This window comes from Rhodococcus sp. IEGM1339, assembly GCF_050321925.1.
Taxonomy (GTDB): domain Bacteria; phylum Actinomycetota; class Actinomycetes; order Mycobacteriales; family Mycobacteriaceae; genus Rhodococcus; species Rhodococcus pyridinivorans.
The window spans coordinates 16,072-40,524 of record NZ_JBNQFT010000033.1; the positions used below are offsets into that span (position 1 = coordinate 16,072).

General features: G+C 66.2%; 44 protein-coding genes. 3 read left to right on the forward strand and 41 right to left on the reverse strand.

What is annotated here, in order from left to right:
• Positions 1-89: 89 nt before the first annotated feature.
• The 41 genes from ACQR3U_RS21745 to ACQR3U_RS21945 all read right to left on the reverse strand — a co-directional run bounded on the left by ACQR3U_RS21745 (position 90) and on the right by ACQR3U_RS21945 (position 22,012).
• Entirely contained in the window at positions 90-554 is a 465-nt protein-coding gene (locus tag ACQR3U_RS21745; protein WP_230810226.1) for a DUF7426 family protein, read from the reverse strand.
• A gap of 122 nt (positions 555-676) precedes the next feature.
• Positions 677-1,192, reverse strand: coding sequence for a phage tail tube protein (locus ACQR3U_RS21750; protein ID WP_230810225.1), 516 nt, complete (start codon positions 1,190-1,192; stop codon positions 677-679).
• 12 nt (positions 1,193-1,204) lie between these two features.
• On the reverse strand, positions 1,205-1,642 hold the full coding sequence (locus ACQR3U_RS21755; protein ID WP_230810224.1) for a minor capsid protein: 438 nt from the start codon (positions 1,640-1,642) through the stop codon (positions 1,205-1,207).
• A complete protein-coding gene (locus ACQR3U_RS21760) occupies positions 1,639-1,803 on the reverse strand; it encodes a hypothetical protein (RefSeq protein WP_230810223.1) in 165 nt (54 codons plus the stop codon). Before ACQR3U_RS21760 ends, ACQR3U_RS21755 begins: the two co-directional genes overlap by 4 nt.
• Complete coding sequence (locus ACQR3U_RS21765; RefSeq protein ID WP_230810222.1) at positions 1,800-2,114, reverse strand: minor capsid protein; 315 nt, start codon at positions 2,112-2,114, stop codon at positions 1,800-1,802. Before ACQR3U_RS21765 ends, ACQR3U_RS21760 begins: the two co-directional genes overlap by 4 nt.
• An 8-nt stretch (positions 2,115-2,122) precedes the next feature.
• A complete protein-coding gene (locus ACQR3U_RS21770; RefSeq protein WP_230810221.1) occupies positions 2,123-2,455 on the reverse strand; it encodes a hypothetical protein in 333 nt (110 codons plus the stop codon).
• The gene (locus ACQR3U_RS21775) at positions 2,449-2,862 is read right to left on the reverse strand and encodes a hypothetical protein (RefSeq protein WP_230810220.1); all 414 of its coding nucleotides are present in this window, start codon (positions 2,860-2,862) and stop codon (positions 2,449-2,451) included. The genes ACQR3U_RS21770 and ACQR3U_RS21775 overlap by 7 nt, the downstream gene beginning before the upstream one ends.
• A gap of 48 nt (positions 2,863-2,910) precedes the next feature.
• Complete coding sequence (locus ACQR3U_RS21780; RefSeq protein ID WP_230810219.1) at positions 2,911-3,198, reverse strand: hypothetical protein; 288 nt, start codon at positions 3,196-3,198, stop codon at positions 2,911-2,913.
• Positions 3,195-4,130: a P22 phage major capsid protein family protein gene (locus ACQR3U_RS21785; RefSeq protein WP_230810218.1), complete on the reverse strand. Its 936-nt coding sequence runs from the start codon at positions 4,128-4,130 to the stop codon at positions 3,195-3,197. The genes ACQR3U_RS21780 and ACQR3U_RS21785 overlap by 4 nt, the downstream gene beginning before the upstream one ends.
• Positions 4,131-4,142: 12 nt before the next feature.
• The gene (locus tag ACQR3U_RS21790; protein WP_230810217.1) at positions 4,143-4,775 is read right to left on the reverse strand and encodes a hypothetical protein; all 633 of its coding nucleotides are present in this window, start codon (positions 4,773-4,775) and stop codon (positions 4,143-4,145) included.
• 252 nt (positions 4,776-5,027) lie between these two features.
• Positions 5,028-6,218, reverse strand: coding sequence for a phage minor capsid protein (locus ACQR3U_RS21795; protein ID WP_230810216.1), 1,191 nt, complete (start codon positions 6,216-6,218; stop codon positions 5,028-5,030).
• 13 nt (positions 6,219-6,231) lie between these two features.
• Positions 6,232-6,447 (reverse strand): hypothetical protein, encoded by a 216-nt coding sequence (locus ACQR3U_RS21800; RefSeq protein WP_230810215.1) that lies wholly within the window; start codon positions 6,445-6,447, stop codon positions 6,232-6,234.
• Positions 6,447-8,030: a phage portal protein gene (locus ACQR3U_RS21805; protein ID WP_230810214.1), complete on the reverse strand. Its 1,584-nt coding sequence runs from the start codon at positions 8,028-8,030 to the stop codon at positions 6,447-6,449. Before ACQR3U_RS21805 ends, ACQR3U_RS21800 begins: the two co-directional genes overlap by 1 nt.
• The gene (locus tag ACQR3U_RS21810; protein WP_230810213.1) at positions 8,027-9,310 is read right to left on the reverse strand and encodes a terminase large subunit domain-containing protein; all 1,284 of its coding nucleotides are present in this window, start codon (positions 9,308-9,310) and stop codon (positions 8,027-8,029) included. Before ACQR3U_RS21810 ends, ACQR3U_RS21805 begins: the two co-directional genes overlap by 4 nt.
• Before the next feature lie 3 nt (positions 9,311-9,313).
• The gene (locus tag ACQR3U_RS21815) at positions 9,314-9,838 is read right to left on the reverse strand and encodes a GcrA family cell cycle regulator (protein WP_230810212.1); all 525 of its coding nucleotides are present in this window, start codon (positions 9,836-9,838) and stop codon (positions 9,314-9,316) included.
• A 500-nt stretch (positions 9,839-10,338) separates the two neighbouring features.
• The gene (locus ACQR3U_RS21820) at positions 10,339-11,007 is read right to left on the reverse strand and encodes a hypothetical protein (protein WP_230810211.1); all 669 of its coding nucleotides are present in this window, start codon (positions 11,005-11,007) and stop codon (positions 10,339-10,341) included.
• The gene (locus ACQR3U_RS21825) at positions 11,004-11,357 is read right to left on the reverse strand and encodes a hypothetical protein (protein WP_230810210.1); all 354 of its coding nucleotides are present in this window, start codon (positions 11,355-11,357) and stop codon (positions 11,004-11,006) included. Before ACQR3U_RS21825 ends, ACQR3U_RS21820 begins: the two co-directional genes overlap by 4 nt.
• Positions 11,354-11,575, reverse strand: a complete 222-nt coding sequence (locus ACQR3U_RS21830; protein WP_230810209.1) for a hypothetical protein — start codon at positions 11,573-11,575, stop codon at positions 11,354-11,356. Before ACQR3U_RS21830 ends, ACQR3U_RS21825 begins: the two co-directional genes overlap by 4 nt.
• Positions 11,576-11,760: 185 nt before the next feature.
• A complete protein-coding gene (locus ACQR3U_RS21835) occupies positions 11,761-11,922 on the reverse strand; it encodes a hypothetical protein (RefSeq protein WP_230810208.1) in 162 nt (53 codons plus the stop codon).
• Complete coding sequence (locus ACQR3U_RS21840) at positions 11,919-12,206, reverse strand: hypothetical protein (RefSeq protein WP_230810207.1); 288 nt, start codon at positions 12,204-12,206, stop codon at positions 11,919-11,921. The genes ACQR3U_RS21835 and ACQR3U_RS21840 overlap by 4 nt, the downstream gene beginning before the upstream one ends.
• Positions 12,203-12,979, reverse strand: coding sequence for a BRO family protein (locus ACQR3U_RS21845; RefSeq protein WP_230810206.1), 777 nt, complete (start codon positions 12,977-12,979; stop codon positions 12,203-12,205). The genes ACQR3U_RS21840 and ACQR3U_RS21845 overlap by 4 nt, the downstream gene beginning before the upstream one ends.
• 76 nt (positions 12,980-13,055) lie before the next feature.
• Positions 13,056-14,018, reverse strand: a complete 963-nt coding sequence (locus ACQR3U_RS21850) for a hypothetical protein (protein ID WP_230810205.1) — start codon at positions 14,016-14,018, stop codon at positions 13,056-13,058.
• The gene (locus tag ACQR3U_RS21855) at positions 14,018-14,167 is read right to left on the reverse strand and encodes a hypothetical protein (protein ID WP_230810204.1); all 150 of its coding nucleotides are present in this window, start codon (positions 14,165-14,167) and stop codon (positions 14,018-14,020) included. The genes ACQR3U_RS21850 and ACQR3U_RS21855 overlap by 1 nt, the downstream gene beginning before the upstream one ends.
• Complete coding sequence (locus ACQR3U_RS21860) at positions 14,164-15,240, reverse strand: DNA cytosine methyltransferase (protein ID WP_372477553.1); 1,077 nt, start codon at positions 15,238-15,240, stop codon at positions 14,164-14,166. The genes ACQR3U_RS21855 and ACQR3U_RS21860 overlap by 4 nt, the downstream gene beginning before the upstream one ends.
• Complete coding sequence (locus ACQR3U_RS21865) at positions 15,237-15,509, reverse strand: hypothetical protein (protein ID WP_230810203.1); 273 nt, start codon at positions 15,507-15,509, stop codon at positions 15,237-15,239. Before ACQR3U_RS21865 ends, ACQR3U_RS21860 begins: the two co-directional genes overlap by 4 nt.
• Positions 15,506-15,979 (reverse strand): hypothetical protein, encoded by a 474-nt coding sequence (locus tag ACQR3U_RS21870; protein ID WP_230810202.1) that lies wholly within the window; start codon positions 15,977-15,979, stop codon positions 15,506-15,508. The genes ACQR3U_RS21865 and ACQR3U_RS21870 overlap by 4 nt, the downstream gene beginning before the upstream one ends.
• A gap of 32 nt (positions 15,980-16,011) precedes the next feature.
• Positions 16,012-16,152 (reverse strand): hypothetical protein, encoded by a 141-nt coding sequence (locus tag ACQR3U_RS21875; RefSeq protein WP_230810201.1) that lies wholly within the window; start codon positions 16,150-16,152, stop codon positions 16,012-16,014.
• Positions 16,149-16,490, reverse strand: a complete 342-nt coding sequence (locus tag ACQR3U_RS21880; protein ID WP_230810200.1) for a hypothetical protein — start codon at positions 16,488-16,490, stop codon at positions 16,149-16,151. The genes ACQR3U_RS21875 and ACQR3U_RS21880 overlap by 4 nt, the downstream gene beginning before the upstream one ends.
• 216 nt (positions 16,491-16,706) lie before the next feature.
• Positions 16,707-16,871 carry a glutaredoxin domain-containing protein gene (locus tag ACQR3U_RS21885; protein ID WP_308251505.1) on the reverse strand — a complete coding sequence of 55 codons (165 nt, stop codon included), beginning with the start codon at positions 16,869-16,871 and terminating at the stop codon, positions 16,707-16,709.
• A gap of 55 nt (positions 16,872-16,926) precedes the next feature.
• On the reverse strand, positions 16,927-17,328 hold the full coding sequence (locus tag ACQR3U_RS21890; RefSeq protein WP_230810199.1) for a hypothetical protein: 402 nt from the start codon (positions 17,326-17,328) through the stop codon (positions 16,927-16,929).
• The gene (locus ACQR3U_RS21895) at positions 17,325-17,645 is read right to left on the reverse strand and encodes a hypothetical protein (RefSeq protein WP_230810198.1); all 321 of its coding nucleotides are present in this window, start codon (positions 17,643-17,645) and stop codon (positions 17,325-17,327) included. The genes ACQR3U_RS21890 and ACQR3U_RS21895 overlap by 4 nt, the downstream gene beginning before the upstream one ends.
• Positions 17,645-17,875, reverse strand: a complete 231-nt coding sequence (locus ACQR3U_RS21900) for a hypothetical protein (protein ID WP_230810197.1) — start codon at positions 17,873-17,875, stop codon at positions 17,645-17,647. The genes ACQR3U_RS21895 and ACQR3U_RS21900 overlap by 1 nt, the downstream gene beginning before the upstream one ends.
• A gap of 111 nt (positions 17,876-17,986) precedes the next feature.
• Positions 17,987-18,895, reverse strand: a complete 909-nt coding sequence (locus tag ACQR3U_RS21905; RefSeq protein ID WP_230810196.1) for an ATP-binding protein — start codon at positions 18,893-18,895, stop codon at positions 17,987-17,989.
• The gene (locus ACQR3U_RS21910) at positions 18,895-19,401 is read right to left on the reverse strand and encodes a hypothetical protein (protein WP_230810195.1); all 507 of its coding nucleotides are present in this window, start codon (positions 19,399-19,401) and stop codon (positions 18,895-18,897) included. Before ACQR3U_RS21910 ends, ACQR3U_RS21905 begins: the two co-directional genes overlap by 1 nt.
• Positions 19,398-19,658, reverse strand: a complete 261-nt coding sequence (locus ACQR3U_RS21915; RefSeq protein ID WP_230810194.1) for a hypothetical protein — start codon at positions 19,656-19,658, stop codon at positions 19,398-19,400. The genes ACQR3U_RS21910 and ACQR3U_RS21915 overlap by 4 nt, the downstream gene beginning before the upstream one ends.
• Positions 19,655-19,792 (reverse strand): hypothetical protein, encoded by a 138-nt coding sequence (locus tag ACQR3U_RS21920; protein WP_230810193.1) that lies wholly within the window; start codon positions 19,790-19,792, stop codon positions 19,655-19,657. Before ACQR3U_RS21920 ends, ACQR3U_RS21915 begins: the two co-directional genes overlap by 4 nt.
• The gene (locus ACQR3U_RS21925) at positions 19,779-20,132 is read right to left on the reverse strand and encodes a hypothetical protein (protein WP_033097123.1); all 354 of its coding nucleotides are present in this window, start codon (positions 20,130-20,132) and stop codon (positions 19,779-19,781) included. The genes ACQR3U_RS21920 and ACQR3U_RS21925 overlap by 14 nt, the downstream gene beginning before the upstream one ends.
• A 549-nt stretch (positions 20,133-20,681) precedes the next feature.
• On the reverse strand, positions 20,682-21,038 hold the full coding sequence (locus tag ACQR3U_RS21930) for a hypothetical protein (RefSeq protein WP_230810192.1): 357 nt from the start codon (positions 21,036-21,038) through the stop codon (positions 20,682-20,684).
• A 1-nt stretch (position 21,039) separates the two neighbouring features.
• The gene (locus ACQR3U_RS21935; RefSeq protein WP_230810191.1) at positions 21,040-21,321 is read right to left on the reverse strand and encodes a hypothetical protein; all 282 of its coding nucleotides are present in this window, start codon (positions 21,319-21,321) and stop codon (positions 21,040-21,042) included.
• 90 nt (positions 21,322-21,411) lie between these two features.
• Positions 21,412-21,663 (reverse strand): hypothetical protein, encoded by a 252-nt coding sequence (locus ACQR3U_RS21940; protein ID WP_230810190.1) that lies wholly within the window; start codon positions 21,661-21,663, stop codon positions 21,412-21,414.
• Between the two features lie 34 nt (positions 21,664-21,697).
• Positions 21,698-22,012 (reverse strand): hypothetical protein, encoded by a 315-nt coding sequence (locus ACQR3U_RS21945; RefSeq protein ID WP_121209097.1) that lies wholly within the window; start codon positions 22,010-22,012, stop codon positions 21,698-21,700.
• A 199-nt stretch (positions 22,013-22,211) separates the two neighbouring features.
• Here ACQR3U_RS21945 and ACQR3U_RS21950 point away from each other — a divergent pair, with 199 nt between their 5' ends.
• The 3 genes from ACQR3U_RS21950 to ACQR3U_RS21960 all read left to right on the forward strand — a co-directional run bounded on the left by ACQR3U_RS21950 (position 22,212) and on the right by ACQR3U_RS21960 (position 24,342).
• Complete coding sequence (locus tag ACQR3U_RS21950; RefSeq protein WP_230810189.1) at positions 22,212-22,682, forward strand: hypothetical protein; 471 nt, start codon at positions 22,212-22,214, stop codon at positions 22,680-22,682.
• Between the two features lie 242 nt (positions 22,683-22,924).
• Positions 22,925-23,188 carry a hypothetical protein gene (locus ACQR3U_RS21955; RefSeq protein WP_230810188.1) on the forward strand — a complete coding sequence of 88 codons (264 nt, stop codon included), beginning with the start codon at positions 22,925-22,927 and terminating at the stop codon, positions 23,186-23,188.
• Positions 23,189-23,217: 29 nt separating this feature from the next.
• Positions 23,218-24,342: a tyrosine-type recombinase/integrase gene (locus ACQR3U_RS21960; RefSeq protein WP_230810187.1), complete on the forward strand. Its 1,125-nt coding sequence runs from the start codon at positions 23,218-23,220 to the stop codon at positions 24,340-24,342.
• Positions 24,343-24,453 lie beyond the last annotated feature (111 nt).

Here is a 24,453-nt window from a genome sequence, read left to right on the forward strand (position 1 = left end):
GATGTCGATGCCGAGGTCCTGCAGGTCGAGCTCGATGAGGTTCCAGTGGTTCAGGCAGTCGTTGATGCTGCGTTCGACCCGGGCCGGTTTCAGCTTCTCGGGTTCGACGCGGTACCACTCGCGCAGGCCGGTGGCGGGGTCGTACGGGCCGCCGCCAGGATCATCCGGTCCGTACGTGCCGGGCGCCGAAAGATCGTTCGGATCCGCTCCCCCATCCGTGCCTGCTTCGGGGATGGGGGTATCGGATTTCCCGGCGTACCGAGCCGTTCCCACAGGGCGGCGCCTGCGGCTTCGGAGTGGCCGAACCACAGGATGGCGGTGCGGGCGGCGTGGACGATGGTGGGCCAGCGGACGTCGTTGTCGACCATCTGCTGGTAGGTGTCGCCGAGCATGAGGAGGATCTCGGCGCGTTCCTCGTCGTCGGACAGGACTGCTCCGGAGGCGATGAGGCGGTGTAGGCGTAAGCCTTGCCATGCGCTGCAGGTGATCCGGTAGTCCGTGCCGGCGATGGGCAGGTGTAGGTCGGGATCCATGAGCGCGTCGAGGTCTTGCACCTACGCCTCCTCGGTGGTCTCGGGCCCGTCGGCAATCGTGTCGGTGTCAACTGCCTCGACCCCGACCGGTGCGTCCGGTTCGGGGTCGAGGTCAGTGGTGGTGACGTATGCCGCCGGGCCGACTAAGGGGTCGCCGGGGCGGGCTTGGTGATCTCTTCCGGCTTGCCGTTGCCGATCAGCTGGAAGGAGAACTCCTGCAGGGCGTTGGGGTCGCCGGCTGCGGTGTCCGTCCAGATCACCGGGCCCTGCCCCTGGTAGGCGTCGGGCAGTTCGTCGCGCCGGTAGATCTGGAACTCGACCATGTTGTCGATGCCGGTGCGGCGGCCCTTGCGGCGCAGCAGGTTCTGTCCGGGGTCGTCGATGAAGCCGGTGGTGTTCTCGCCCTTGCGCTTGCCGGAGCCTTCGACGCGCCAGTTGAGGCCGGTGACGACCTGGGCGCCGAAGCCTTCGCCGTCGATGTCGGAGGCGTCCTGGGCGGCACCTTCGAAGATCGGGGAGACCGAGGACAGGCCACGGACGAACAGCCAGTCGCCGTCGGCGTCGCCGACTTCGCGGACGCGCAGGACCCAGTCGCGGGCCAGTGCGGTCGCGAGCGAGGAGCTGTTCGGGGGTGCTGCAACCGGGGTGGGGGTAGTCATGGTGTCGTCCTCCTAGGACGGATTGAGGGTGATGACGTAGCTGTCGGGTCTGGTCCATCTGCCGTTCGCATCGGGGTCGCGCGGGGCGCGGACGGTGCGGCGGCAGAGCAGGACACGGACGCTCCCCCACTGCTGGTGGGTGGCGTCGTGGAGCGCGTCGAACAGCGAGTCCATGAGGTCGTCGACGGCTCTCGGGTCGCGGCCGGCGCGTCGGCCCCGGATCTGGATGTAGATGTCGGGGTTGTGGTCGTCGCGGCTGCGGTCGTCGTTGTAGGTGTTGATGACGAGGGCGTCGTCGGGCTTGTCCGGCATCGCGCCGAAGAAGACCGCGGGTGGCCCGGTGCCGGTGTAGACGCCGTTCGGTGTGTAGCGGGCGAGGCCGAGTGCGGCGAGGTGCTCGGCGAGGGCTGCCTCGACTGCGGTGGTGGCGGGCGCGCGGGCGGTGGTCATGAGGCGACCATCCGTTTCGCCGGGAGTTCGACGGTGTCGTACTCGATCACCCCGCAGTGAGTGCAGGTCCATTCCCGAAGCCGGAACCCATTGCCGCCGATCTCGTACTCGTCGATCGCGTTGGTGCACTCCCGAACGAGGTGCTTACACAGATCGGTCACAGTGCGCTCCTGATCGCCTGGGCGATAACCTGCCCGACCACCTGCCGCTTGGCGATGCAGGCGTTCTCGAGGAACTTCGCCTGACCGTGCTCGTGCTGGTAGCCCAACTCCTCATGCTGGCGAGCGGCGTACGGCAGCGAGTAGAACACCGCCGCCTCACCGTCACCGGACGCCGTGGAGCAGTCGTTGCGCAGCGCCCCGGTTTCCTTCGGCGTCCGCTCGATGGACTCCTGCTTGACGACCTCGGCGGCGTCGTCGAGGCCCCGCTGTGCTGCGGCGCGAATGGCCGCCAGGTTGAAGTTCAGGGACACGACACCTCCTAGGTGAGGTCGATCGAGTAGAAGTTCGGCGTACGGCCCAGGCCGTCGTGGTGCAGCTGCTCGGCGAGCACCTCGCATTCACGGCCACCGAACTCCGGCGGGAGGGTTACCAGCGATCCCGGTGGGATGAGCGGCGTAGTTGCCGGCATGGAGACGCGAGCTTCGGAAATCACCTCGGAGCCGTCCGGTGCGAGCACCTTCTTGCGCTTCGCGGTGACCTTGCCCATGACCCGCACCGGATCGGCGTACTCCGGGTTGTATGGACCATCGCCGACCTTGCGGGCCACCATCACCGGCCACGCCCACCACGCCGCCAGCGGATCACTCACCATGACCGCACCATGTTCGATGCGAGCCCAGCGAACCGCAGGATCCGCAGCGCATTCGGAGCCAGCGACTTCACCGAGTTCAACCGGTCCGGAGCCGTCAGATACGTGTCGTAGCTGACTGACGCCCCGTCGATCGCGGACACCGTCATGCGCGGGTCCTGCCCGCCCGGCCCCTTGAGGGGGTCGGTGCCGGCGGCTGCCCAATGCTCTGCCTGTGCGCACGTTGCATCGCGCATCGCGTCACGCAGCTTCGTATCAGTGGGCATCCCCGCATCGGTGGTGTCGTAGCGGTCGGCGAGGCAGGCATCGGCAACGAGGATGGATGCTTCCCGGAGGAGGGCGTCCACGTTGTCTGGGGCGGGACGCTTGGCCCAGGCGTAGTAGTCGCTGTCGTTGGCGTAGATCAGCACGGTGGCCTCCTGGTGGTGACGGTGCACGCGCGGTGCACCGTCACCGGCTCAGCGGGACAGGATGCCCTTGCGGGCCTTGCCTGCCTTCTCTGCTTCGAGGACGCGGTTCAGCTCGTCGCTGTCTTCGACGGTGGCGAGGTAGTCGTTCACCTCGTCGACGTCGTGCTTGGACGGATCGAACGCGTCGCCGGTGGCCTCGTCGCCGACGTCAGGGTTGCCGCCGAGCTCGAGCATGGCGTCCTGGAGCTGACGGACCGCGTCGGCGAGCTGGTTGAGCTTCGCGGTGAATCCCGGCTCGCCCTTCGTAAACCGGGGCACCTCTACGCGCCCGCTCACGGGGTCGCGTCCAGGGTCAGCTTCACGGCGCGCTTGAGCGACGTCGGGGAAGCGGCGTCGGTGTAGTCGTCCGGATCGGTCACCACGGAGATGCCGAAGAACGTCGACAGCACGGAGCGGTCGCGCAGGTGGTCGGAGTCGTAGTCCTGGATCCACCGCATCGCGAGGCCGGCGTAGGACTGCGCCTCGCCGAAGGCGACACCGCGCGGCACCTGCGGGGCGCGGTAGACGGCCTGGAATGCCGAGGGGTGGAAGACGTACGCCTCGTCCTCGGGGATGCTGTTCGAGGTGACGACGGTGAATCCCGCGACGCGGCCGATGGTTGCATCGCGGAGGGCGCTCTGGTCGCCTGCCTGGTCGAACTTCTTGAACTGGTCATCCTTGAGGACGACCTGCTCGACGCCGGTGCCGACGAGGCACACGCGGCCGGCGACGGGCACGTTGTTGTCGTTGAGGACCTTCCGGCCGTCGACGAGAGCGTTGTAGAACCCTCCCGAGGTGGCGATGTCGATGACCGAGCCGGTCGGGTAGGCCGCGCCGGAGATCTTGTCGGCGATCTTCCCCTCGAGGCGTTCGGCCACAGCGCGGGTCTGCGGGAGCAGGACCTGGTTGGTGAAGTCCTCGATGTCGAGGGTGAGCTCTTCGTCGGTGAGGCCGATCGCGTTGTAGATGTGCGTATCGAGCTTCACGTCGACCTTGAACTCGTTGAGGTCGTCGACCTGGATGGCGGTCGAGCGGTCGTTGCGCCATCCGTAGTCGCGGGCGACGGTGCGTCCGGCGATGCGCAGCGACACGGTGTCGTTGGCCGGGGAGCGCTGCGAGAAGTAGACGTTGGCGTCGGAGGCGATCAGGCGCGGAAGCACGATCTCGCGTTCGAGGACGCCGAGGCCGGACGCGACGATCTGCGCGGCCTTGAGGATGGTGTTTGCCATGGTGGCTGTCTCCTAGTAGAAGGTGCCGCGGCGTTGGGCTGCGGCTTCGGCGAGCTTGCGGGGGTCGGTTTCGTAGCTGTTGCTGCGGCCTCCTCCGGCTTCGCTTCCGAAGTCCTTGCCTTTGGACGCTGCGGCGAGTCGTTTTGCAAGGGCCTCGACCTTGTCGGCGGGGACGCCGGCGAGGAGTTCGAGGTCCTTGTCGTCGGTGATGCCGTGCTTGCGTGCGGCGCGTTCGACGGCGAGTTCGGCGCGGGCCTTCTCGGCTTCTTCTGCGGCCTTGTCGCGTTCGGCTTCGGCTCGTTGCTTCTCGTCGAGCTTGGCGAGTCGGGCTTTCTCGTCAGCCTTGTCGCGTTCGGCGAGCTTCTTCTCGAGTTCCTTGCGGGCGGCGCGTTCGCGTTCGAGGGCTTTCTTGCCGCCTTCGCCGAGCTTCTCGTCGTCACCGCCGTCGGCGTCGGGCTTGCCGTCGCCTTCGTTGTCTGCGCCTCCGCTGGTGTCACCCTGGCCGGTGTTTCCGCCGTCGCCGCCGTCGTGTCCCTCGCCGTCGCGGCGGGGGTGCATTCGGTTGGGCCAGCGGCCCGTGGTGGCGAAGGGGTCGATTCCGTGTCCGGATCCGAGGATCTGGGCGAGTGCGGTGGTGCGGCGCATTGGTGGGCTCCTTGTGGGTGTGCAGCGTCGCGCTGCGTGTTCGCCCCGAGCACCGTCGCGGTGTCGGGGTGTCCGCCCAGGGGCGGAAGTGTCAGGTCCGGCACGTACGGTGCGCGGCACGGAGGAACTGGAAGTGGTCTTCTGTCGGACATGCGACGGGTTCTGGTCGAACCCTGAGCAGGAGGCCCGCGGCGTGAAGCGGATTTCCTGCTTCGTTGACACGGTCGATGCCTGCCCGAACTGCAGCTCCGGCTAGCGAGCGCGGCTGATCTGCTCGCGGCGCGGCCGGCGGGCGAGGCCGTGCTGATCGACGTGCTGCTGGATGGCTTCACGTTGCGCTCCGAGGCGGGCGTTCGCCTCGCGTTTGGCTTGCGGGGTGATGGCGACGGCGGCACGCTGCTTCGTGTCGCGGATGGCGCGTTCCATCGCTCGCTGCTTCTGGGTGGCGGCGTAGCCCTCGGGGTCTGGCTCGGTCTTGAACGTCCGGGATGCGCCCGGCACGAACCGGCTGAGGGCGTGTCCGCAGTTCGGATGCCGGAAGCCTTTCGAGATGGCCTCGTCCATCGTGGCTTTGATGCGCACGCGGATCGGCCGTCCGGTGGTCGCGTCCACGAGCGTGACCGTGCCCGTACTGCCGTCCAAGCTGAGTACCTGCCCTTCGAACGGCTGACACTGCGGTGCCGGCTTCGAGTGCGACGACACCACCATGAGCGTGTGGCCGTGCTCGAGTGCCCGTTCGATGTGGGCCTCGCGCATCGCCTCGTTCACTACGGTGCGAGAGAGCATCTCGACGTAGGTGGTCAGTGACCAGTTGCGGCCCCGGTTGTCCCGGAAGCCGGTGATGCCGCGCTTGGTGAGGATGTCGAGGGCCTGCTGCGCGGCATCGAGCCTCGTTCCGGTCGCTGTCGGTGCGCCGAGGATCCCGCCCGTCGGTCTGCCCGCGCGCGGTATCTCGCGGTTGCGGACCTGAACCTCCGTCACCACCTGCGAGTACAGGGCTCCTGCGTTCGCGGGGAGGGCTTGGGTGGCTCGGGCCAGGGTTGTCCATGCCTGCTGCGTCTGCGCGACGGTGCGGGCAGCGTTGCGCCGGCGTGCTGCTGGCGCCCCGACCGCGCCAGCAGCGCCGACCGCGGTAGCCGTCGGCGTGCGGTCCGTCTCGGGTTCGTCGGCGTCGGCATCGGCTGCCTCCTCACCGAGTTCGGCCGCGTTCTGCACGGCCTGTTCGAGCAGCCGCGGCATTCGTTTCTGCAGTCGGCGTGCGAGTTGTTCGGCGTGCCGCCGGAACAGGAGCTGCTGCTCGGTTTGGATGGTGAGCCAGTCGTCGGTGTCGATTCCCTTGGCGATGGCGTGGGCCATGGCGGTGAGGAGTTCGAGTTCGGCGGCTGTGTAGAGGGCGATGAGTTCGTCGGGGATGTTGCGGGCGTCTTCGGGGTTGAGTGCCACCTGCTACACCTCCTCAGATCCAGTTGGATTCGCCTCGGTACTCGCGGAGAAGGCGCTCGATGATGGCGCCGTCCGGCTCGGTGCCGTCGGTGGAGGTCTGAGCTACCGCCTTGTAGCCGCGCCAGAACCGCCTCGGCTTCATGAGTCCTACTAGCCCGCATCTACGTCCGTCGACCTTGCCGGTGTACAGGACTTTCAGCTTGAAGCCGGGTGGAAGTTCGGCCGCCACTACTCCTCCTCGGTCGTCTCCTTGGTCTCCCGCTCCTCCTCGGGCTGCTCGTCGCCGGCAGGTTGACCACCGAACGGCGGTGCGTCGCCACCGAACACCGGCGTCTCCACCGCGCCCGCGGCCTCGATCAGAGCGGCCTCCTCGTCGACCTGCTCCTCCGTCCAGTCCTGGTGCAGGTAACGAACCTTGGTGCGCGTCGATGCGGCCCGCGCGGTCTCCCACGCCTGTACCGTCTGCGCACGCGCCAGACCCGACTCCTGAGCGAACGGAGGCCAATCGATATCGAGGGGGTCGACCAGGCTCACCCCGGCGAGGCGAGCGCACGCCGTCGTCAGATGCTGCAACGCCACGCCGAAGTGGCGGGCCTTGCCCTCGGTCGTGGTGACCGTCGATTCCTTCTTGCCCGACGCTTCCGTCGCCGTCTGCGCGACCTGATCGGACAGCCCGAAGGACATGGGGCTGTAGCCGGTCTTGCGCAGCACCTCACGCAGCAGCATTTCGCCGACCTGGTCGTGCTGGAGCACACGGATCTCGGGCTGGTGGAACTCGAAGATCGACTCCGCAGCGCCTTCCTTACCGATGCCGGTGCCGACGCGGGTGAAGATCTCCTGATCCTCGTTGAACGTCAGTCCGGTGCCGGCGCCGCCATGCTGCAGCACGTCGGCAGAGGCGAACACTCGGGTCTTGCCGAGGCGTACGTCGCGCATCAGGGAGGACCAGACGCTGTCGATGCTGTGGTACAGCGGCACGAGGTCTGGGGCTCCGCAGTCGGAGGCGCCCATGTTGCGCAGGGCGGGGTCTGCGGACCATTCCGGGTTGGGGATCTTGTTCGGCACGTATTCGACGAGCAGTTCATCGATCCCTACGTCGACGAAGGATGCGCCGTCGGCGGCGAGGTTCACATCGAGGCCGGCGGTGGCCGGATGCTCGTTGAGGGGCATGGGGCGCCCGAGGCTGCCGCTGGTGCCGCGGTACAGCTCGTGCACGACCCGGCCCCGCTCGTACCGTTCGAGGTGCCGCCACACGTCCTGTGAGTCGCTGCCGTCGAGTTCGGTGAAGAATGTGACGGCGCGCAACCGTCCTCGATGCCAGTCGGGGATGGCGCGGTCGACGTCGACCCATTCGATCCACGGATCGTCCTGCACCTTGCGGTCACGGACGACACGCCCGTACACGCCTCCGAGGGCGGAGGCGGATTCGCCGGCGGCGTACAGGTCGGAGTGGAAGCGCGGCGCGTTGAACATGTCGTCGATGCGCTCCTGCACCTGCTCCCCCGCTTCGGGGGTGGCGAGGATGGTGGGCGGCTTGGCGAACAGGGCGGTCGCGGACAGGCTGGCAACGTCGGCAGGAATGGGTGCGTGGAGCCGTTCGGGGGTGTCCTGTCCGGCCTGGATGGGCTTTCCCCAGAGGGCGTTCCAGGCGGCCCGGATGCGGCCGGGGTTGCTGCCGTTGGGGTGCTGCGCGTAGAAGTCCTCGAGGCGGTCGGGTGCGCCTTCCCATTGGACGCGGCATTCGGCGACTCGGGCGAACAGTGGCGCCATGTCTTTGGGCGGCCATGCCACGCCGGGTCGGATGCTGCTCACGCGGCTGCCTCACTTTCGAGTGTCTGAGGAATGTGCAGGGTGGGTAGTGCGTGGCGCCACATGAACTGGGATGTGGCGACCGCATAGCGCAGGGCGTCGCAGAAGTCGTCGTTCTCTTTGACCGGCTGGTCTTCGCCGCGTTTGACGGCTTTGGCGTCCCACACGTAGCCGGGAATCTCGTTGAGCAGGTTCGTGCAGCTCGAGTGGATCAACAGCTGTTGTGTGGAGAACAGGGATGCGACGACGCCGATGTTCTTGTGGCTGTTCGCCGCGTTGGCGACGTTGACGAACCCTTCGCGGTTGAGCTGGATCTTGAGGGCGGCTGCTGAGGGGTCGACGAAGTGGTAGTCGGGTGTGCCGTGTTCGGTCTCGAAGCGTCGCAGCAGTCGGGTTCGGTCGGCGGGTGTGCCGGCGGGTGGTGCGAACTCGGCCATGGCGTACAGACGGTTATCGTTGCCGAGACCCAGCAGGATGCCGGCGGCGGGGTGGTTGACGCCGTCGTCGATGCCGATGGCGAGGACCCGCTGCATGGTGGGCAGGGTGTCGACGACGTGCACCTTGGGGTCGAACATCGGATAGATGACACCGTCCGCCATGGTCCACAGGCCGCGAATGAACCTGTCGTGCCACAGCCCCTTGTACTGCTGCGAGAGGTTCTCGATGTACCCGTCGGGCAGGTAGCGGCGGTTGTCTTCCAGCTCGAAGTGGAACACTCGGTGTCCGCGTTCGTGCCTGCGGTCGATGTAGTCCTTCTTGAGGAAGTGGCGTGGCCCGTCGGGGTTGGTGGTTGCTCCCATCCATGCGTTGTCGACGGAGTGGCGGGCCATGAGCTGGTTGACGAACTCTTCGGCCATCAGGGTGATCTCGTCGCAGTACGAGATTTCGATGGTCATGCCGCGGATGATTCCTTCGGAGCGCACATCGGAGGAGCCGAGGACGTGCACTGTGCGGCCCAGGATCTCGGCCGTTGGGGCGCCGCGGTTGTACTTCACTTGTGAGGCCCAGTCGCCGAACATGGTGACGTTCTGCAGTGGGCTGATGAGGTTGCGGTAGGCGGTGTCTCTCGTGCGGCCGATGATGACCGCTTCGCCTTCCCCTGTGCCTTTCGCCATTTTCATCATGTAGGCGAACAGTGAGCCGACGGTCTTGCCGGAGCGGACGGCGCCTTCCCACAGGTTCATCTGCGACTTGGCTGCATCGGCCTGGGCGAGTCCGACGGAGAGGGCTTGTTTGCGGGAGATGGGCAGTCGGTCGATGGGGTCGAGCACCTCGACGGTCACGGGCTATTTCTCCGGTGGTTCAAGGGAGGCGATGTCCTCAGCGCTGACACCAGCAGCCAGATCGACGAGGACGTCGTGCATCTGAGCGAGCGTGGACTTCGCGCCGGCCGCGTCCGCACCCGAGTTCAACTCGTGCAGCTTGTTCGCCTCGCGCAGCGCAATCGCCGCGGTCTGCATGATGTCCTTCTGATTCCCGAACGTCGGACGATCGAGTTCACGCTCTTCGTACGTGTTGTCCTTGCCGCCGAAGTTGAAGACGATCGTCGGCTTCCACATCTGATCGACAACCTTCGCGGCCTCCTCGAGCAACCTCTCCTCGAGCGCAACCCGCCGAGCCTTGTTGTCGACGTGCTTCGCCTGCGCAGCCTTCGCCGTCGCCGACCGATCGAAACTCAACCCGAGCTTGCCGGCCCACACCGAGATCGTTCGCTTCGACCGCCCCAACTCCTCAGCGATCGAATGCAGCGACCGCCCATCGGCGTGCAGCTCGCGGAGCCGGTCGCTCTCCTCATCGGTCCACGCAGCCATGAGCCACAACGTGCGCGCGCAGGATCGGAGGTAAACGTGTGCCGATGTGTCTACCGTTCACGGTTGCCTCCTTCGGAAGTTGACGCCCCGCGCTCCCAGGTAGCGAAACCGGACGCGGGGCGGGTCCATCCGAGCGGCGCGAGGGGTCGGCACTCGAGGATGGACGACTGGGGTGTCTGGAAACGACGAAGCGCGAAGTCCCCGTGGGGATTCCTCGCGCCGACGGCGTCAGCCTAACAGGACCTACCGGATAAGAGCATCATCTGGATGCATTTCGTGTCATCCCGCAGCACCCCGATGCATCTGGTGGCGCTACAGCGGCTCTGCGGCTGTCATCTGGCAAAACTTCCTACCTCCGTCGTGAATCCAGTACGGATCGCTCAGCCTCGTAGTCCCCGGGATCGGGTTGAGATCGTCATCTGCTTCGAAAAACGCTGATTGGACAATCGATATTCGCTCCCCGCAGTGGGCGCATTTTCCAGTGCGGCCAATTTGATGGTTCACGCTGCCACCTTCTCGCGTCGACGGGTCTTCACGCGCTGGTGAGCATCGAGCACATCCCCCACCAGGTACAGGTGCCCGAAGGCGTTCGGGGCGCACACCGGGGCGATGTGGCCTGCGCGGTGCAGGGATTCGACACGGTCCTGGGTGAGGCGAGCGAAGTCGGCACCGAGTTCGCGTGCGAGAGCGGCGATACCTCGGGTGGTGAGCAGGGCTCGGCGGGCTTCTTCCATGTCGCGTTCGGTGACGGCCCGGATGCGTTCGTCGGGGCGGTCGATGACGCGCCAGACGGGGCGGACGGCGGCGTCGATGTCGGGCAACGCTTCTGCGGAGCCTTCGGTGAGGGCGAGGGCGTCGATGTTGGTGCGGAGCCAGCGGGAGATGCCGGCGGTGGTGTCGTCGCCGGTGTAGGTCATGGCGCGCTGCTCGAGCATGTGGCGCGCCCAGGTGACGAGGGCATTGCGGAGCTGGTCGCGGACGGCGGATGCGTGGGCGTTGTACGGGAGGGGTTGTTCGGTGCTGTCGTTGCCGCCGAGAGACGGAATGGGGGCGCCGCCGATGCGGTCCTGCCGGAGGATGGTTTCGTCGAGCCTGTGGGCGAGCCAGGGCACGGTCTTGAGGATGGCGTCGAGCTTGGTGAGTTCGGCCTTGGTGAGGTAGCCGTTCATCGTCGCGCCTCCGCTCGATCTGCTGCTGCGAGGAGGGCTGCCGCGAGCGCTCGCGCGGTCTCGACCGTGTGGAACTGCCCGGAGCCGACCGCGATCTCGTGACCAGACCCCGACATGAGCCCGACGCGGCGGCTCCGATGGCTGTCGTCGTAGCTCCATTCCGGATGCAGCCCTTCCGCGATGTCCGGCTCAGGAAGCTCGACGACGGCGTAGCGGTCGAGGATCGCGTCGATGCCATTCTCGACACGTGCGCGTCGCCCCGCCGTTGCCGATACGTGCTCGATGGACGTCGCCCGTGGGTCGTCGAGTGCCATGAGGATGAGGTCGACGAGGTCGTGTCGGCTGGTCACTGCCCACCTGCCGGGGCCGCGTAGGTGCCACGCTCCGGCGACGGCCGATACATGCTCGGGTCCGCCTGCGCCGTCATCCGCACCTCCATCAGTTCGGCCCGCAGCTTCTCGTTGGCCTTGTGTGCCTGGCGGGCGGCTTCGGCGGTTTGGCCGAGTTCGTGTTCGAGGGCGTCGATTCGGGCGTTGGCGTCGTCGATGTCGGTGTAGGCGGCGGGCATCCGGGGTGTCCTTTCTCGCGGTGGTGGGGATGGGTCCGGCCCCGTGCGCGGGAAGCTGTGCACGGGGCCGGGGTCTCAGGTGGCGGCGAGTATGAGTGCCAACCCGCCGATGAGGAGCGCCCAGATCAGGAGTGCGGACGGGAACGTGAAGACGGCGCCGCGGACCGGTCCGTCGAGTGGCCGGGTCATCGGGTGACCTCGTCGAGCTTCGCGAGGACGGCCCGGATACCGGCGCGGTAGGCGTCCCGTTGGTTCTCGGATTGGTTGCCCCAGTCCACGAGTCCGTAGATCGCGATCTCTTTCTCGGCGCGTAAGAACTCCTGGGCGAGTTCGTTTCGGATGCTCATACCGCACCCCCACTCGTGCGCCGGAATCCGCCCGGGAAGGTACGAATGTGCGTCAGAAGGGCGTTGTGCAACGTCGCGATATCCGACTCGGTGAGCGAGTACGGGCCGATCTCGAATCGCGGGCCGCCGGCGTCGAATGCGGTTCGGACGGGCATGGTGATCCACTCGCCGGTCTCGTCGACTGCGGGCTCGATCCACTTCTCGTCGATGACGTCGCGGCTACCGCCCAGTTCCGGGTCATCGAAGCGGTCGAAGTCCAGGACGGGGAACCTGTGCTCGCTCATGCGGCACCGCCGTAGTACTTCGCCCAGACGCGGTCGAACAGGTCGCGGTCGGCTTCGGTGTAGGCGTTGACCTGGCGGATCTGTCCCGACTTCGTTTCGAGGGGGTACTGCTTCGGGTCCTCGCCGTGCTCGAGCTGGTACATCGCCTTGAGGCGCTTCCCGAACACGGGCGAGACGGACTTGATCTCATCGCGTGACAGTCCGCGCTCTTCGAGGTAGGTCTGCGCGTAGAGCGGTGTCGTCGCGGGGTCGAGCTCCGGTGCTTCACCAAGTGCGCGGGCCAGGACGAGCCGGGCCTTCGCTTCGAGGTGGCGAGGGTCGATGAGTCCCTGAGCGAGCTGCATGAGTTCCATTTGCCGCTTGGAGACGTCCAGCGTGCTGGTGAGCTTGGCTTCGACGACCTCGGCCTGCCGGGTGCGGATCGCGAAGTACGCCTGCGCGGAGGCGATGGCGGGCTTGCGGGGGTCGCCGTTCATGACGACCAGGTAGGCGCCGAATCGGGACAGTTCGAAGTCCTCTTGTCGGACTGTGCCGCCCTGGGGTCGCTGCACCAGCTTGTCGGCGCCGACAACGTGGCTGGTCACGGCCTCGCCGGAGTTCTGTAGTGAGAGCTTCGCGCGGTCGATGGCGGCTGCGAAGTTGCGCCAGGTTTCGTATTCGACGACCTGGCAGAGGTCGCGCGCGGCCCAGAACTCGGATCCGTCGGGGCGGGTCTGTCGGATCGCGTCGAATGGGGATGTTCCCCCGCGTCCGGTAACCTCTGGAAGTGACATCGAGATATCTCCTCGGTGTTCGTGCCCCGCAGCGTTCCAGCGCTGGCGGGGCAATTTTTTTGTGGTCGGAAGTCGACTATAGCCGAGTGTTGCCCGTTGTGGACAACGACACAACACCCGCCTTCGGCGGTTTTTTCTCGGCCTGCGCCTGATCGAACAGCGCCTTCAACGACGGCCGCGACGCCGAGGCCTGAGCGTGCGTACACAGGTCCGTGCCGATGTAGCCATCCCCGTCGCACACGGAGCACGCATCGATCGCGGCACGGCGATCCTGGGCCGCCACACGAGCCGCCTCCGAACGGGCACGCGCTGCCGCAAGCGCCTGTCCCGCCTCCCACTCGGCGCGAGCCTTCCGGGCGTCGCCGCAGGCGCGGCACGGCGCGCCAGTCCCTCCGGGATGCCGAGAGCAGTGGGGGGTGGGTTCGCTGGCCTCGCGTGTGTACGCGTGCGCGCGCCCGCGACCTCCCAAATCTCCATCTGCAGAACAAGAGCTTTCCTCTTCCCCTACCCCTACCCCGCGGGGTTCGCGAACCCTTCCGGAAGGGTTCAAGGGTTCGCGAAGGGTTTCGGAAGGGTTCGAGACGGCATCAGGAAGGGTTTCGGAAGGGTTCGGATCCAGACGGTCCGCGACCTCCCCCGCATCCCTCCGACGAAGCCCCCGAAGCTCCCCAGCAAGCACCTTCCGCAGCTTCGGAGAATCCACCAGCTCGGCACATTTGAGGGCGTTCTTGAACACGTTCGGCTGCTTGATAACACCGTCGCCACGAATGAACGAACGGATCAGCAGCTCCTCCGTGTCGTCGTCGACGAACACGAAGCGGGCATCCTCCAGCTGGCGTAGACCATCGCGAACGTCCTCGACGGTCGTCGACTCGCTGTACTTCGCCCACCTGGATTCCATCAGGGGCAGCACGCCGGCGTTGTTCACGTCCTTCTGACCGAACAGCATCATGTACGTGCGCTGCGCTCTCTCGGAGAGCGCGCGGAACTCTCGGTTGTTCCAGATCGTGAAGTCGATCCGGCCGTGACTTCGGGCCATCAGGCGGCCTTCCTTTCGAGCTGGTCGATGGGGATGGTGTGCCCGGACATCGGGCAAATTCGGTTGGCGGTGTCGTCGTGCCGGCGCACCCGGCCCGTGTACTCGGACGCATGCACCTGGCGACGACACACCGGGCACTCGGTGGTCACGGAGCCACCTGCTGGAAGAGGCCGGAGAACGCGGCTGCGGCCTGCTGAGGGCACACACCATTACCGATGGCCTTGAGTTGCTCGGCGCGGGTAATCCCAATACTCGGATCAGTCACCCACCCCGCAGGAAGGCCCATCATCCATTCCGCGAAAGCAGCCGACAGTCGCGGCTTCCCATTCCGATTCAGCTCCGTAGGCGCCGGCGCCTGTCGGGTTAGGCGTTCCCAACGTCGAACAGCGGCAGCGTAGGCACCCCAATCAACCCTGCGATCGAGATCAGGCTGGGAGACCGCCGACTCCTCTCGCTCTGGCAGTCCCCTCGTACTGCATCGCTTGTCTTGGGCGTGGGCAGCAACTTCGCGCCGATCACCTCCGGAAGCGAGCCGAACCCCTGCGCTACATGACGCATCGCCGACGGCGCAGTCATCGAATTCCCCGCGTCCGTCGTTCGGGGCGTCGGGAGAACCCTCCCGCCAGTCGCGATCAGACCGTTCTCCACCAGGATCGCCAAGTCTGTAACTTGCGTCCTCCCAGGCTTCTTCCGAAGATGCGCTTCCGGGGAGTTCCCCGACGGCTGGGCTACCGGGGTCGGCAGCATGGACAAGGATGAACAGCCGTTCGCGGTGATGTGGGGCACCAATGTCGGACGCTCGAATACTCGTCCACTCCGCATCGAACCCGTCCTCGGCCAAGTCTCCGAGAACTCGATCGAACCCCAGAGACCGGTGGCCGGCCACATTTTCCAGGAGCGTGAATCGTGGTCGTAGGTGGCGAATTGCTTCCCGCACATACGGCCAGAGGTGTCGTTCATCTTCGGTTCCTTGTCGTCGGCCGGCAGCACTGAACGGCTGGCAGGGGTATCCGCCCGTAAGAACGTCGACGGGTTCGACTTGAGTCCAGTCGACCTGGGTCACGTCGTGCAGGTTCGGCACGCCGGGCCAGTGGTGATCGAGGATGCGGGACGGCGCCTTCTCCCACTCGCAGTGCCACACAACCCGCGACCCGGGAACAAGCTGCAGTGCGGCCAGGTCGAGACCCCCGTATCCCGAGAAGAGAGATCCGATGGTCGTCACTGCACATCCCCGATCGCCCGCTCGAGCGCCGTCGCGATCCCGCCGTACGTGTTGGCGAGATACACCCCCGTCGTCGGCTCCTCGGCCATCAAGTGCAGATGCTGCCCGTACTCCCGCACCCGGCGGACGATCGCCCGCAGCTCGTTGTTCTCGGACACCAGCCCAGCGAGCGCGCACTCGGCCTCCTCGAGCCTCGTGCGGGTGCGCTCCCACTCGTGCGGCGGATCAGCACCAGGGTCACCCCAGCCGCCCACCTCGGCGGCGGTCATGACGTCCCCTTTCGTTTGAGTCGATACGCGAGCGCCACAAGAACCTGGTGCGGGACTGGCTCTGGATTCCGATTCGACTTGGCGCGCTTGACGATGGTCACGCGGCCTGCGTCGTCGACCTCCCACAGTCCGCAGCCGTCAGGGATCTCGTCCGGGCGGAGAAGACCTGCGGGCGTGGCGTAGACGAAACGGTTGGTAATCGCCCGCCATACGCGGCGCTTCGCGTCCGTCTCGCGTAGATAGTCGGAGCGACTGATCTTCACCTCGATCGCGGTACGGGACTGCCCACCGTCGAACAGCAGCCCGTCTATGCGACGCGCCGTCGGCTCGAACTGCGGCATCCGGCCGGGCCTACCTGCCGCGACCCAGGCGTCCGCCGATGCGAAACGATCGGCATCGGGGTCTGTTACCAGCACTTCCCGAACGAGCGCGCAGTCGGAGTGCTTACGCGCTATCGCGTCGAGGATCATCGCCGCGGTGTACGGGATGAGCGCCGCCGCGGTCATGACACGGCCTCGCGCCGGCGGCGCGCCCGGTACAGGACCAGGCACGCCGCGACGAACAGGAACCGGCCGAGGATGATCCCGGCGAGGATGGTGAACGGCAGGACCGTGGCGAGCACCGCCTTATCCGTGGTCGTCACGACTCGCCCTCCTCTTCGCTGAGTTCTCCGGACAAGTGGTGGTGCCCGCAGAACGGCCAAGGCATCGAGCAGAACGAGCACTGCGGGCCGTTGCCGTCCATGTCGAACACGGGCCGGGAGTGCAGTGCGGCGTAGCGTTCCATCTTGTCGGCGATCCAGTCGGCGGCATGTTCAGCCTGGGCCTCATCGAGCCCAAGCTCGTCGCGCACCTCACGGGTGAACGATCGCGATGCTCGGAAGCGTGGAGGCTCGGACATGAGCGGCCGGGTACCGCCGGGGGCGATGAAGATCTCCTTGAACTCGGCGAGGTTCCGCTTGGCGCGTTCGTTCGTGGTCATCAGTCTTCTCCGAGGTGGATGAGTGCGGTGCCGGCCATGTCGCACACGATGGCGGCCACGGTCAGCCACCCAGCGGTGCACAGCGTGCCGATGCCGACGATGGTCACGAGCGTCTTCATGCCGCACTCGATTCGGATTCCTCGGCGAGGTACGCCTCCGCCGCGGCATCGAGCGCGGCGATGTCCGCGGCGACCGTGTGCAGCCGCCCGAGCGCGTTCAGCTTGTCCGGCCGGAAGCCGGACCAGTGCATGCACCGGCCACGACGACCGGGACGGCCTGGTAGCCGAGCAGGCGCACCGCGTCGGCGGCAGCCTGGTCGTCGTCGACGTAGCGGATCTCGTAGGGCGTGCCCTGCCGGTCGAGGTGCTTCTTCGTCGCCACACACACTGCTGGCAGCCGGTGGTCTTCGCGAACAGGGTCACGGGAACTGGGTTGGTCACTGGGAATCTCCGATCGAAATGGTGAGCCAGAGAGAGCCTTCGGAGCCCTTCTCGGCGGGATGGATGACAGGCATCGCCTTGGTCATGAACTGCGGGGTGTCGTCCGACACCAGCCCGTGATCGACGAGGCCGTCACACGCGGCCTTGAGCACCGGCATCAGGTTGTCCGAATCGCGCCGGCGGTTGTCCCGCGGCCGGTAGTGCAGGCACACCGCGGCCCGCGCGAGACCCGTCGGGACCTTCTGCTGCTTCGCGAGCCACGCTGTGGTGGACCGGATCTGCCGCGTGAGACGAGCCCGGGCCATGTAGTGCTTCCGGTCGTTCATCGACAACGGCGGCGACGTGTACGGCAGCGCGAGAGTGAACACGTCGACTCCGCACACCTTCTCGGCGCTCACGGAAGCCTCACCTGGAACGCGCGGGCAGCACGAGCAGCCGCCAACAAAGCGAGACCCTCCTCCTCCGCCGCATCGGCATCGAGGATGTCGTCCCCCACCCACACGTCATCGTTCGCCACCGTCGCCAACGGACGCCCGTCCGCGCTGTTCCACGACACACCGTGCTCGTCGATGTGACTGGACTCCGGCAGCTTCACCACCGCGTAGCGATGGAGGATCGCGTTCGCCAGCTCGATGGCCGGCCCCATCACCAGCTCCGCCGCGGCCGGCATCAGCCGATCGGCGATCAGGTCGGCGAGTTCATCCCGGGAGAGCATCACGCCGCACCTCCGATTCCACGCCCGGTCTCGGCGCGCAGGTACTCGTCGACATCCTGCCGCCACCAGCGCAGCGGCGAGTTCCGGCCGGTGCCCGTCTTGAACGCCTTGCGGAAGAACGGATGGCAGTTCGGATTCATCCGGTACTTCTTGATCGTGTCCGGCCGTCGTCCGATCGCGTCGGCGACCTCTTCGAGGCTCATGTGGGCCGGGTTGGGGCTCTTTCGCATCGAGCCGTTCCTTTCCAGGTGGTGTCGGGTAGGTGCGCCAGGGGTGGCGTGGTGCGCACATCCGGTGCGCCGGATCAGGACTCCGTCGACACACCACCCCTGGCGGGTCTTTCAGGCGTCGGCGTTCGGGACCGCGGTGAGCTTCGCGGCAGCCTGTGAGCCGAGGTGCGTGATCAGCTCACCGAGAACGCCCGGGCGTCCTTCCGAGTCGGTCGTCGGAGCGCCGAGCATCCGGTGCTTCTTCACCTCGCCGTACAGCTCGAGGAGGCCCGTCTTGTCACCGGCGAGATCCAAGGCCCGCTTGCGGTACTCGGCCGCTGTCGGCACCTGCACGCCGTCGGAGAGCCACTCGTCGATCCGCCGGGCCAACTCCTCGCCCGGCAGGGGAATCACGGCGTTGGTCAGTGTGTGGATACGGGACTTCGTGACGCGCATCGTGTTCTGCACGTCGAGCTCGCCGATGAGGTCGAACTCGTACTCGATCCCGTCACGCTGAATCGGCTTCAAGCCGACCTTCTGCGGCTCTTTCTTGCCTCGGTCGTTCTCGACGATCACGTACTCGGTCTTCGTGCGAAGGGTGACAATGACATGCCCGGGGTAGGCGATGATCGCGTCGATCATCTTGCGTTCCTCGGGACGCATCTCCTTCCAGCCCGACGTGAACTTGTTCGCGCCGGACTTGCGGTCGACCTGCTCGAGCATCCCCTCGGCGCCCTCCCAGTAATGCGAGAGAGAGTCAATAACGACGACGCCATAACTGGCGCCGGCTGCGACTCCGAGCAGCTCCACGAGCGAGCGCGGGCTGTACGTGTCGGGCTGGACGGTGTCGAACGCCCAGCCGTTGAGGCCCACGTACTTCGACGCGGAGCCTCGCTCGGTGTCGATGACGGCGACCCGGTCGGACAGGGCTGTCGCCATCGCAAGAGCCGTGTAGGTCTTGCCGGCCCCGGACGGACCGACGAGTGCGATGCGGGCCTTGGCCGCTTCCTTGGTCGCGGGAGCGAAGCTGAGAGCGGCCATCAGGATTCACCGCCTTCGAGCGCCAGGACCTCCGAGAGGTCAAGTGCGCCCCGCTGTGCCATGCCGCGTACCAGCTCGACGACGTTCTTCTCGGGCATGAACTTCGGCGAGAGAGTCCGCGCCGGCGTCACCGACACCGAGACTCCGGGGAGATCGAAGTAGTCCTCCGAACCGGCGGTCTTGTGTGCCTCCAGGGCGTACGCCTCGAGTGATGCGCGGCCCTGGTCGGTGAGGACTACGCGCTCCTCGATGACGTCGGGACCGAACTCCTCGACAAGCCAGGGGAACACCTGTGCCTCGTCGGTGATCGTGACGACCGGCTTCGGCTTCGACTCCGGCGTGACGACGTAACCGAGCTTCTCGCGCTGGTCGGTGTAGGCGTTCACTCGCCCCACTCCGACCAGTTTCTCGAACGTGGCCTTTTCGCGGGCTTCCGCTTCGGCGATCAGCTTCTTCGCTGCTGCGATGGCCGCCAGATTGCGGACCGTGGTGTCGATGTCACTCATCCTGGGAACTCCTCGTCCTGGACCTGCTTCACGATTCCGGGCAGCAAGGACTGCAGCTGCCGGTTCTTCTCGTCGACGAACGCCTGGGCCTTCTCGTAGGTGTCGGCCTTCCCGACGCGGATCAGCTCGGCGACATTGCTCGACGTCGCCAGCACCACCCACGCGCCGAGGTCCTCGTCGTGCTTGATGCGGAACTTCAGGTGCAGCTGCCGGGCGCGGCGCAGCACATCCGCCTGGGTCAACTTCTCCGGCTTCACAGCTCGGCGTCCTCTCGGTCTGTGTCGAGCAGCAGCTCGGCGTGGTAGTCGGCGCTGTCGTCGGCGAACAGGGCCGCGCAGTCGTATTCGTGCCCGAAGACGGTGCGGGCGCAGGTGCAGTCACGCCACGTCATCGCGTGCCCTCTTCTCTTCCTTGAGCACGACGTCGTAGCAGGCGCGGCACATCCCACGGCCGACGATCGCCACAGTCCCGGGCCACTTCCGCAGCGACTCGCTCGAATGCCGGCCGGGTCGGTTGCAGCTCGCGCAGCGCCGCTTGCAGGCGACCACCGGCTCGGCGTCGGACTTCGGCCGAGGTTCGATCAGGCCGAGCATCTCGAGCAAGCCTCGCGCCTCCTCGACGCTCTTGGCGTTGGCCGCGACCGTGCGCATGGCCGGTGCGATGGTCCAGTCGACGAGGTTGGTATCCCCGAAGATCGCAGACTCGGCGATGTACCGCTCCGGGCCGCTCATGACCCACCGTCCCGGCCTTGAGTCGTGGGCACTCCGGTCGATTGGTCATGCCCACACAGGGGCCAAACCATCGAGCACCATGAGCACTGCGGCCCGACGCCTTCAAGGTCGAAGACCGGTCGAGCCGTGAGAGCTCCGAATCGCTCCATCTTGTCGGCGATCCAGTCGGCGGCGCGCTCGGCTTGCTCGTCGGTAAGGGCAAGGGCTTCGCGGACTTCGCGGGTGAAGTCACGGGATGCGAATACCTGGGGTGGCCCTGACATGAGGTGTTCTTCCCCGAGGACGGGGGCGCCGTAGATGAAGATTCCAGCGAACTCGGCGGCGCGGAGTTCAGGTGTTGTTGGATCGCTCATCGGGCACCCCAGATCCGCGACCGGCCGGGGCAGCCCTCGCACACGCCGTCGGTCCAACCGCAGCACCACGACCCGGACTCGACCGGCTCGGGCAGGCCACACCAGCCCTCATGCTGCGGAAACTCGGGTGTGCTACCACCGCACGTGCAGGGACCGTGCGGACCCTTCGGCGGGGTGTAGACGTCGACGAAGATGGTCATCGTCCACCGCCGGCGAGGTAGATCAGCGTGCCGATGGTGCCGCCGTACGTAGCGATCCAGGCGACGACGGCCGGGGTGAGTCCCATCGGCTTCGGCGGGGTGTCGTCATCCTCGTCGGACGGGGCGTCCGCGTCGGTATCGGCGCACCGCTCACCTTCGGCGTACAGTGCGTCGGCCTGCTCGTTGTACTCGTCGCCCTCGTCGGCGATCGTGGCCGAGAAGGGGTCGAGGACCTCGAGCTGTCCACGGTCGACGGAGAAGATCTGCGAGAACGTCTCATGCGCCACCGGGGTGGCCTCGTTCTCGACGGCGGCGAGCTCGTGTTCGGTGAGCTTGCGGGTCAGGATCGACATCTCACGCCCCCTTCAGCATCTCGAAGGACGGAGCCGCAGCAACGAATGCGTCGTGCAGACGCTCGAGCGTCTGGCGCAACGTGGCACCGCGGGAGAACAGCAGGGTGGACGCCGGGCCGTAGAAGACGTTCGGGCCGGAGAACTGCGGGGTGACGGCGAGGTTCGCCAGCCGGGATCCGTTCTGGCTCGAGGTGAGCATCGGCGCGGTCTCCGGGCAGTTGTAGAACTCGCAGAGTCCCTCGATGGCGACGAGCAAGTCGTCGCTGTTAAGCTGTCGCTGCATCTTCGATCCCTTCCAGGTGGTTGATGTCAGGCCGTCCCGCTTGCACCGGGGCGGTCTTTTTCGTTGCTGAGTCCGCGGTCGTTCCGGCGCTCATCGGGCGGACTTCCGGCCCGGGCGCTTGCCCATGCGCCACGCGATGGCGTCGGCGGGCAGGATCATCCAGCGGCACTTGCGCTTCCCGTTCGGGCCGTCCGGCTGATAGGCGGGCAGTTCTCCGCGCTGGCAGGCCTTGAGGACGGTGTCGTAGGACGGCGACGTGCGGGTGCCGGGGCCTTTCCAGCCGAGCATCCGAGCGGTGTCCTCGACGGACAAGGGGATCTCACGCGTGAGAGTTGCGGTCACGTTGTGCTCCTGTGAATACGCGGTGGACGAGGAATCATGCTGCGGTGTTGCGAACAACGGGCAACACTTGAGGCACGAAAAGAGAGCCTTCAGGGGCGTCGAGAACCCTTTCGATCGCGCGGGCGGTGTGCGGCAGGCACGTGTTCCGGTGCCCGGACATCAGGTGCCCGATCAGCGAACGAGAGCAACCGGCCGGCTTGTCGCCGCGCATCGCCTTCATCCTCTTGAGCTCCTTGTCCGTGGCAACAGCCAGTGACCGGGCCGTGAAACCGCGGTGCTGGACGTACTGAGCGAATGCCTTCGAGCTGATGAGCTTCACCCAAAATCTCCCATCTACGTACTGCTGCATCGCTGTCCTTTCGAAGTGTAGACGCTGTGTTGTGCGTTGTCTGCGACAGTACAACATGTAGACCCACGTGTCTACAAGTCGGAAATCCGTAGGCGCATCGAACGCCCAGGTTGTTGTCTGTTGTGCCGGGTATTTTGTAGACGCGTTGTCTACACGCAAACTTGGGCAACACCGACACCTACAGGCAGGGTTCGTAGACGTGACGAAGAAGCGAGCGGGACTACCGCCCCAATGGGAAGAAGTGTTCGCCGGACGCAGCATGCGTCAGATCGCCGCAGCCGCCGGCATCTATGCCGACCGGGTGAGTCGATTCGTAAAGGGCGAAGGCGTCGAGGAAGGCACCGCAGAACTCATCGCGGACGCACTCGGCATCCCCGTAAAGAAGGCCTGGGAGCTGCGCGGAGAACCCATCAGCGAACCCTTCACCCTGCCGCGCAAAGCCCAGCGCCTTACACGCAGCCAACGAGACGCGATCCTGCGCGTCATCGACGGGATGCTCGAAGGCCGCGACGACAAACCCTCAGACCCCTCGGCGGGAACAGGGCTGTTCCTCGTCAACGCCGACCACACCCTCGCAGCCCACAAAGGCCGAACCCAAGCGGACATCGAAGACGAGGCAGCCGACCGCTGGGATGGCATCGACCCACCCGGCCCAGAAGACGGCGTGTAGCAACCTGCTACACACATCGGCGTGTTCGCCTGAAAAGACATCGAACTGGTGTTCTAATCCCAGGTATGTCCCAGCACCGCAAATGGCACCCCTGGAGACATCTACGAGAACACTTCCCGCACGTCGATGTCCATTTCGCCGACCTCACACCCCTCGGCCTCCAAGGCCGCCTGACCTCCCGAGGAATCGAACTCCACCGCCACTCCAGGCAACGAGAACGACGCTCCACACTCACCCACGAAGTGAGCCACCTCGAACGAGGCCCGGTCCCCAAACACCCGCACTTCGCACTCCGCGAAGAGCTGGTCGTCGAGGAGATCACCGCACGCCGCATGATCCCTCTACCGGATCTCGTCGACGCCGTGCTGTGGTGCCAAGGCCGCATCGATGACGAAACCGCCGAGGAACTCTGGGTCGGACTCCACGTCCTCAAAACCCGGCTGACCACTCTCACCCCACGTGAACGGCAATGGGTCGAACGCGAGCTCGCCCGCCGCCTCAACTGAATAACCACCTGGAAGGAACACCCGGCCTGATGGCTACCGTCAAGTCGTACGCCACGAAAAAGGGCACCCGCTACAAGGTCCGGTACATGAAACCGGACGGCAGCCAAGGCAGCAAAAGCGGATTCACCAACGTCGAAGCCGCCCGCGACTGGGCATCGAGAATCGAAGTCCGCAAGGCCGACGGCGAGTACGTCGACCCCCGCGACGGCCGCACCCTCGTCGCCGAGATCGCCCCGACCTGGCTCGCCGCGAAGAAATCGCGACTCAAGCCGTCCGCCTACGTCGGCCTGGACTCCGCCTGGCGCACCCACGTCGAACCCCGATGGGGCAACACCCCCATCGCCTCGATCGAGATCAGCGACGTCGAAGAGTGGATCGCCGACATGACCGCCGAGATCCGCGACCCGAACGACCCCGACATCATCGTCAAGAAACCATCGTCGGCTACGACCGTGATCCGGGCGCACGCCGTGCTCGCCGGCATCCTCGACCGGGCGGTACGCGATCGGAAGATCGTTACCAACAAGGCCCGCAAGATCGAGAACCTGCCCCGCAAACGCCCCAAACGGAAGATCTACCTCACCCACGAACAGGTCGCCGCGATGGCCGACGCCGCCGGCGACCGATCCGCCCTGGTGCTGACCCTCGCCTACTGCGGCCTGCGATGGGGCGAAGCGATCGGCTTGCGCGTCTCCGACTTGGACCTTCTACGTCGACGGCTTGTTGTCTCACGCAACGCTGTCGAGGTCGGCTCCCAGGTATTGGTAGGGACCACGAAGTCGGCGAAGGACCGCTCCATCCCCATCCCCCGGTTCCTCGTCGACGACCTGGCCCAACTGTGCGAGGGCAAGGACCGGCACGATCTCGTGTTCCCCGGGACCGACGGCGGTTTCATGCGCCGACCACGCCAGCGGTCGTGGTTCCGTACCGCAGCGGCGGCGACAGGCATCCCGGAATTGACCCCCCATGATCTGCGGCACACCGCGGCGTCGCTGGCAGTCTCCGCGGGTGCTCACGTCAAGGCCGTGCAACGCATGCTCGGGCACGCTTCGGCAGCCATGACACTCGACGTCTACGCCGATCTGTTCGACGGAGACCTCGACCTCGTGGCGGACGCATTGGACCGAGCGCGACGGGGCGCTCTATCGGCCTAACTGTCCGGAAACTGTCCCCCTCCGATTTTCAGCGGTATCTGGAGGGCACGAAAAAGCCCCCTCACCTGCATCAGAAGGTGAGGGGGCTTTGTGGGCGCGGAGGGTTTCGAA

Coding starts and splice junctions, on each gene's coding strand:
- ACQR3U_RS21865 (WP_230810203.1), bottom strand. CDS start 15,509: ATGACCGCCGCCGAGGTGGGCGGCTGGGGTGACCCTGGTGCTGATCCG.
- ACQR3U_RS21755 (WP_230810224.1), bottom strand. CDS start 1,642: ATGACCACCGCCCGCGCGCCCGCCACCACCGCAGTCGAGGCAGCCCTC.
- ACQR3U_RS21770 (WP_230810221.1), bottom strand. CDS start 2,455: ATGGTGAGTGATCCGCTGGCGGCGTGGTGGGCGTGGCCGGTGATGGTG.
- ACQR3U_RS21945 (WP_121209097.1), bottom strand. CDS start 22,012: ATGCAGCAGTACGTAGATGGGAGATTTTGGGTGAAGCTCATCAGCTCG.
- ACQR3U_RS21850 (WP_230810205.1), bottom strand. CDS start 14,018: ATGGCCCGAAGTCACGGCCGGATCGACTTCACGATCTGGAACAACCGA.
- ACQR3U_RS21905 (WP_230810196.1), bottom strand. CDS start 18,895: ATGGCCGCTCTCAGCTTCGCTCCCGCGACCAAGGAAGCGGCCAAGGCC.
- ACQR3U_RS21820 (WP_230810211.1), bottom strand. CDS start 11,007: ATGAACGGCTACCTCACCAAGGCCGAACTCACCAAGCTCGACGCCATC.
- ACQR3U_RS21845 (WP_230810206.1), bottom strand. CDS start 12,979: ATGTCACTTCCAGAGGTTACCGGACGCGGGGGAACATCCCCATTCGAC.
- ACQR3U_RS21880 (WP_230810200.1), bottom strand. CDS start 16,490: ATGACCACGAACGAACGCGCCAAGCGGAACCTCGCCGAGTTCAAGGAG.
- ACQR3U_RS21870 (WP_230810202.1), bottom strand. CDS start 15,979: ATGATCCTCGACGCGATAGCGCGTAAGCACTCCGACTGCGCGCTCGTT.
- ACQR3U_RS21895 (WP_230810198.1), bottom strand. CDS start 17,645: ATGCTCTCCCGGGATGAACTCGCCGACCTGATCGCCGATCGGCTGATG.
- ACQR3U_RS21790 (WP_230810217.1), bottom strand. CDS start 4,775: ATGCGCCGCACCACCGCACTCGCCCAGATCCTCGGATCCGGACACGGA.
- ACQR3U_RS21930 (WP_230810192.1), bottom strand. CDS start 21,038: ATGTCGATCCTGACCCGCAAGCTCACCGAACACGAGCTCGCCGCCGTC.
- ACQR3U_RS21835 (WP_230810208.1), bottom strand. CDS start 11,922: ATGAGCATCCGAAACGAACTCGCCCAGGAGTTCTTACGCGCCGAGAAA.
- ACQR3U_RS21960 (WP_230810187.1), top strand. CDS start 23,218: ATGGCTACCGTCAAGTCGTACGCCACGAAAAAGGGCACCCGCTACAAG.
- ACQR3U_RS21785 (WP_230810218.1), bottom strand. CDS start 4,130: ATGGCAAACACCATCCTCAAGGCCGCGCAGATCGTCGCGTCCGGCCTC.
- ACQR3U_RS21900 (WP_230810197.1), bottom strand. CDS start 17,875: ATGCGAAAGAGCCCCAACCCGGCCCACATGAGCCTCGAAGAGGTCGCC.
- ACQR3U_RS21830 (WP_230810209.1), bottom strand. CDS start 11,575: ATGCCCGCCGCCTACACCGACATCGACGACGCCAACGCCCGAATCGAC.
- ACQR3U_RS21815 (WP_230810212.1), bottom strand. CDS start 9,838: ATGGCTGCGTGGACCGATGAGGAGAGCGACCGGCTCCGCGAGCTGCAC.
- ACQR3U_RS21750 (WP_230810225.1), bottom strand. CDS start 1,192: ATGACTACCCCCACCCCGGTTGCAGCACCCCCGAACAGCTCCTCGCTC.
- ACQR3U_RS21910 (WP_230810195.1), bottom strand. CDS start 19,401: ATGAGTGACATCGACACCACGGTCCGCAATCTGGCGGCCATCGCAGCA.
- ACQR3U_RS21925 (WP_033097123.1), bottom strand. CDS start 20,132: ATGAGCGGCCCGGAGCGGTACATCGCCGAGTCTGCGATCTTCGGGGAT.
- ACQR3U_RS21935 (WP_230810191.1), bottom strand. CDS start 21,321: ATGCAGCGACAGCTTAACAGCGACGACTTGCTCGTCGCCATCGAGGGA.
- ACQR3U_RS21920 (WP_230810193.1), bottom strand. CDS start 19,792: ATGACGTGGCGTGACTGCACCTGCGCCCGCACCGTCTTCGGGCACGAA.
- ACQR3U_RS21840 (WP_230810207.1), bottom strand. CDS start 12,206: ATGAGCGAGCACAGGTTCCCCGTCCTGGACTTCGACCGCTTCGATGAC.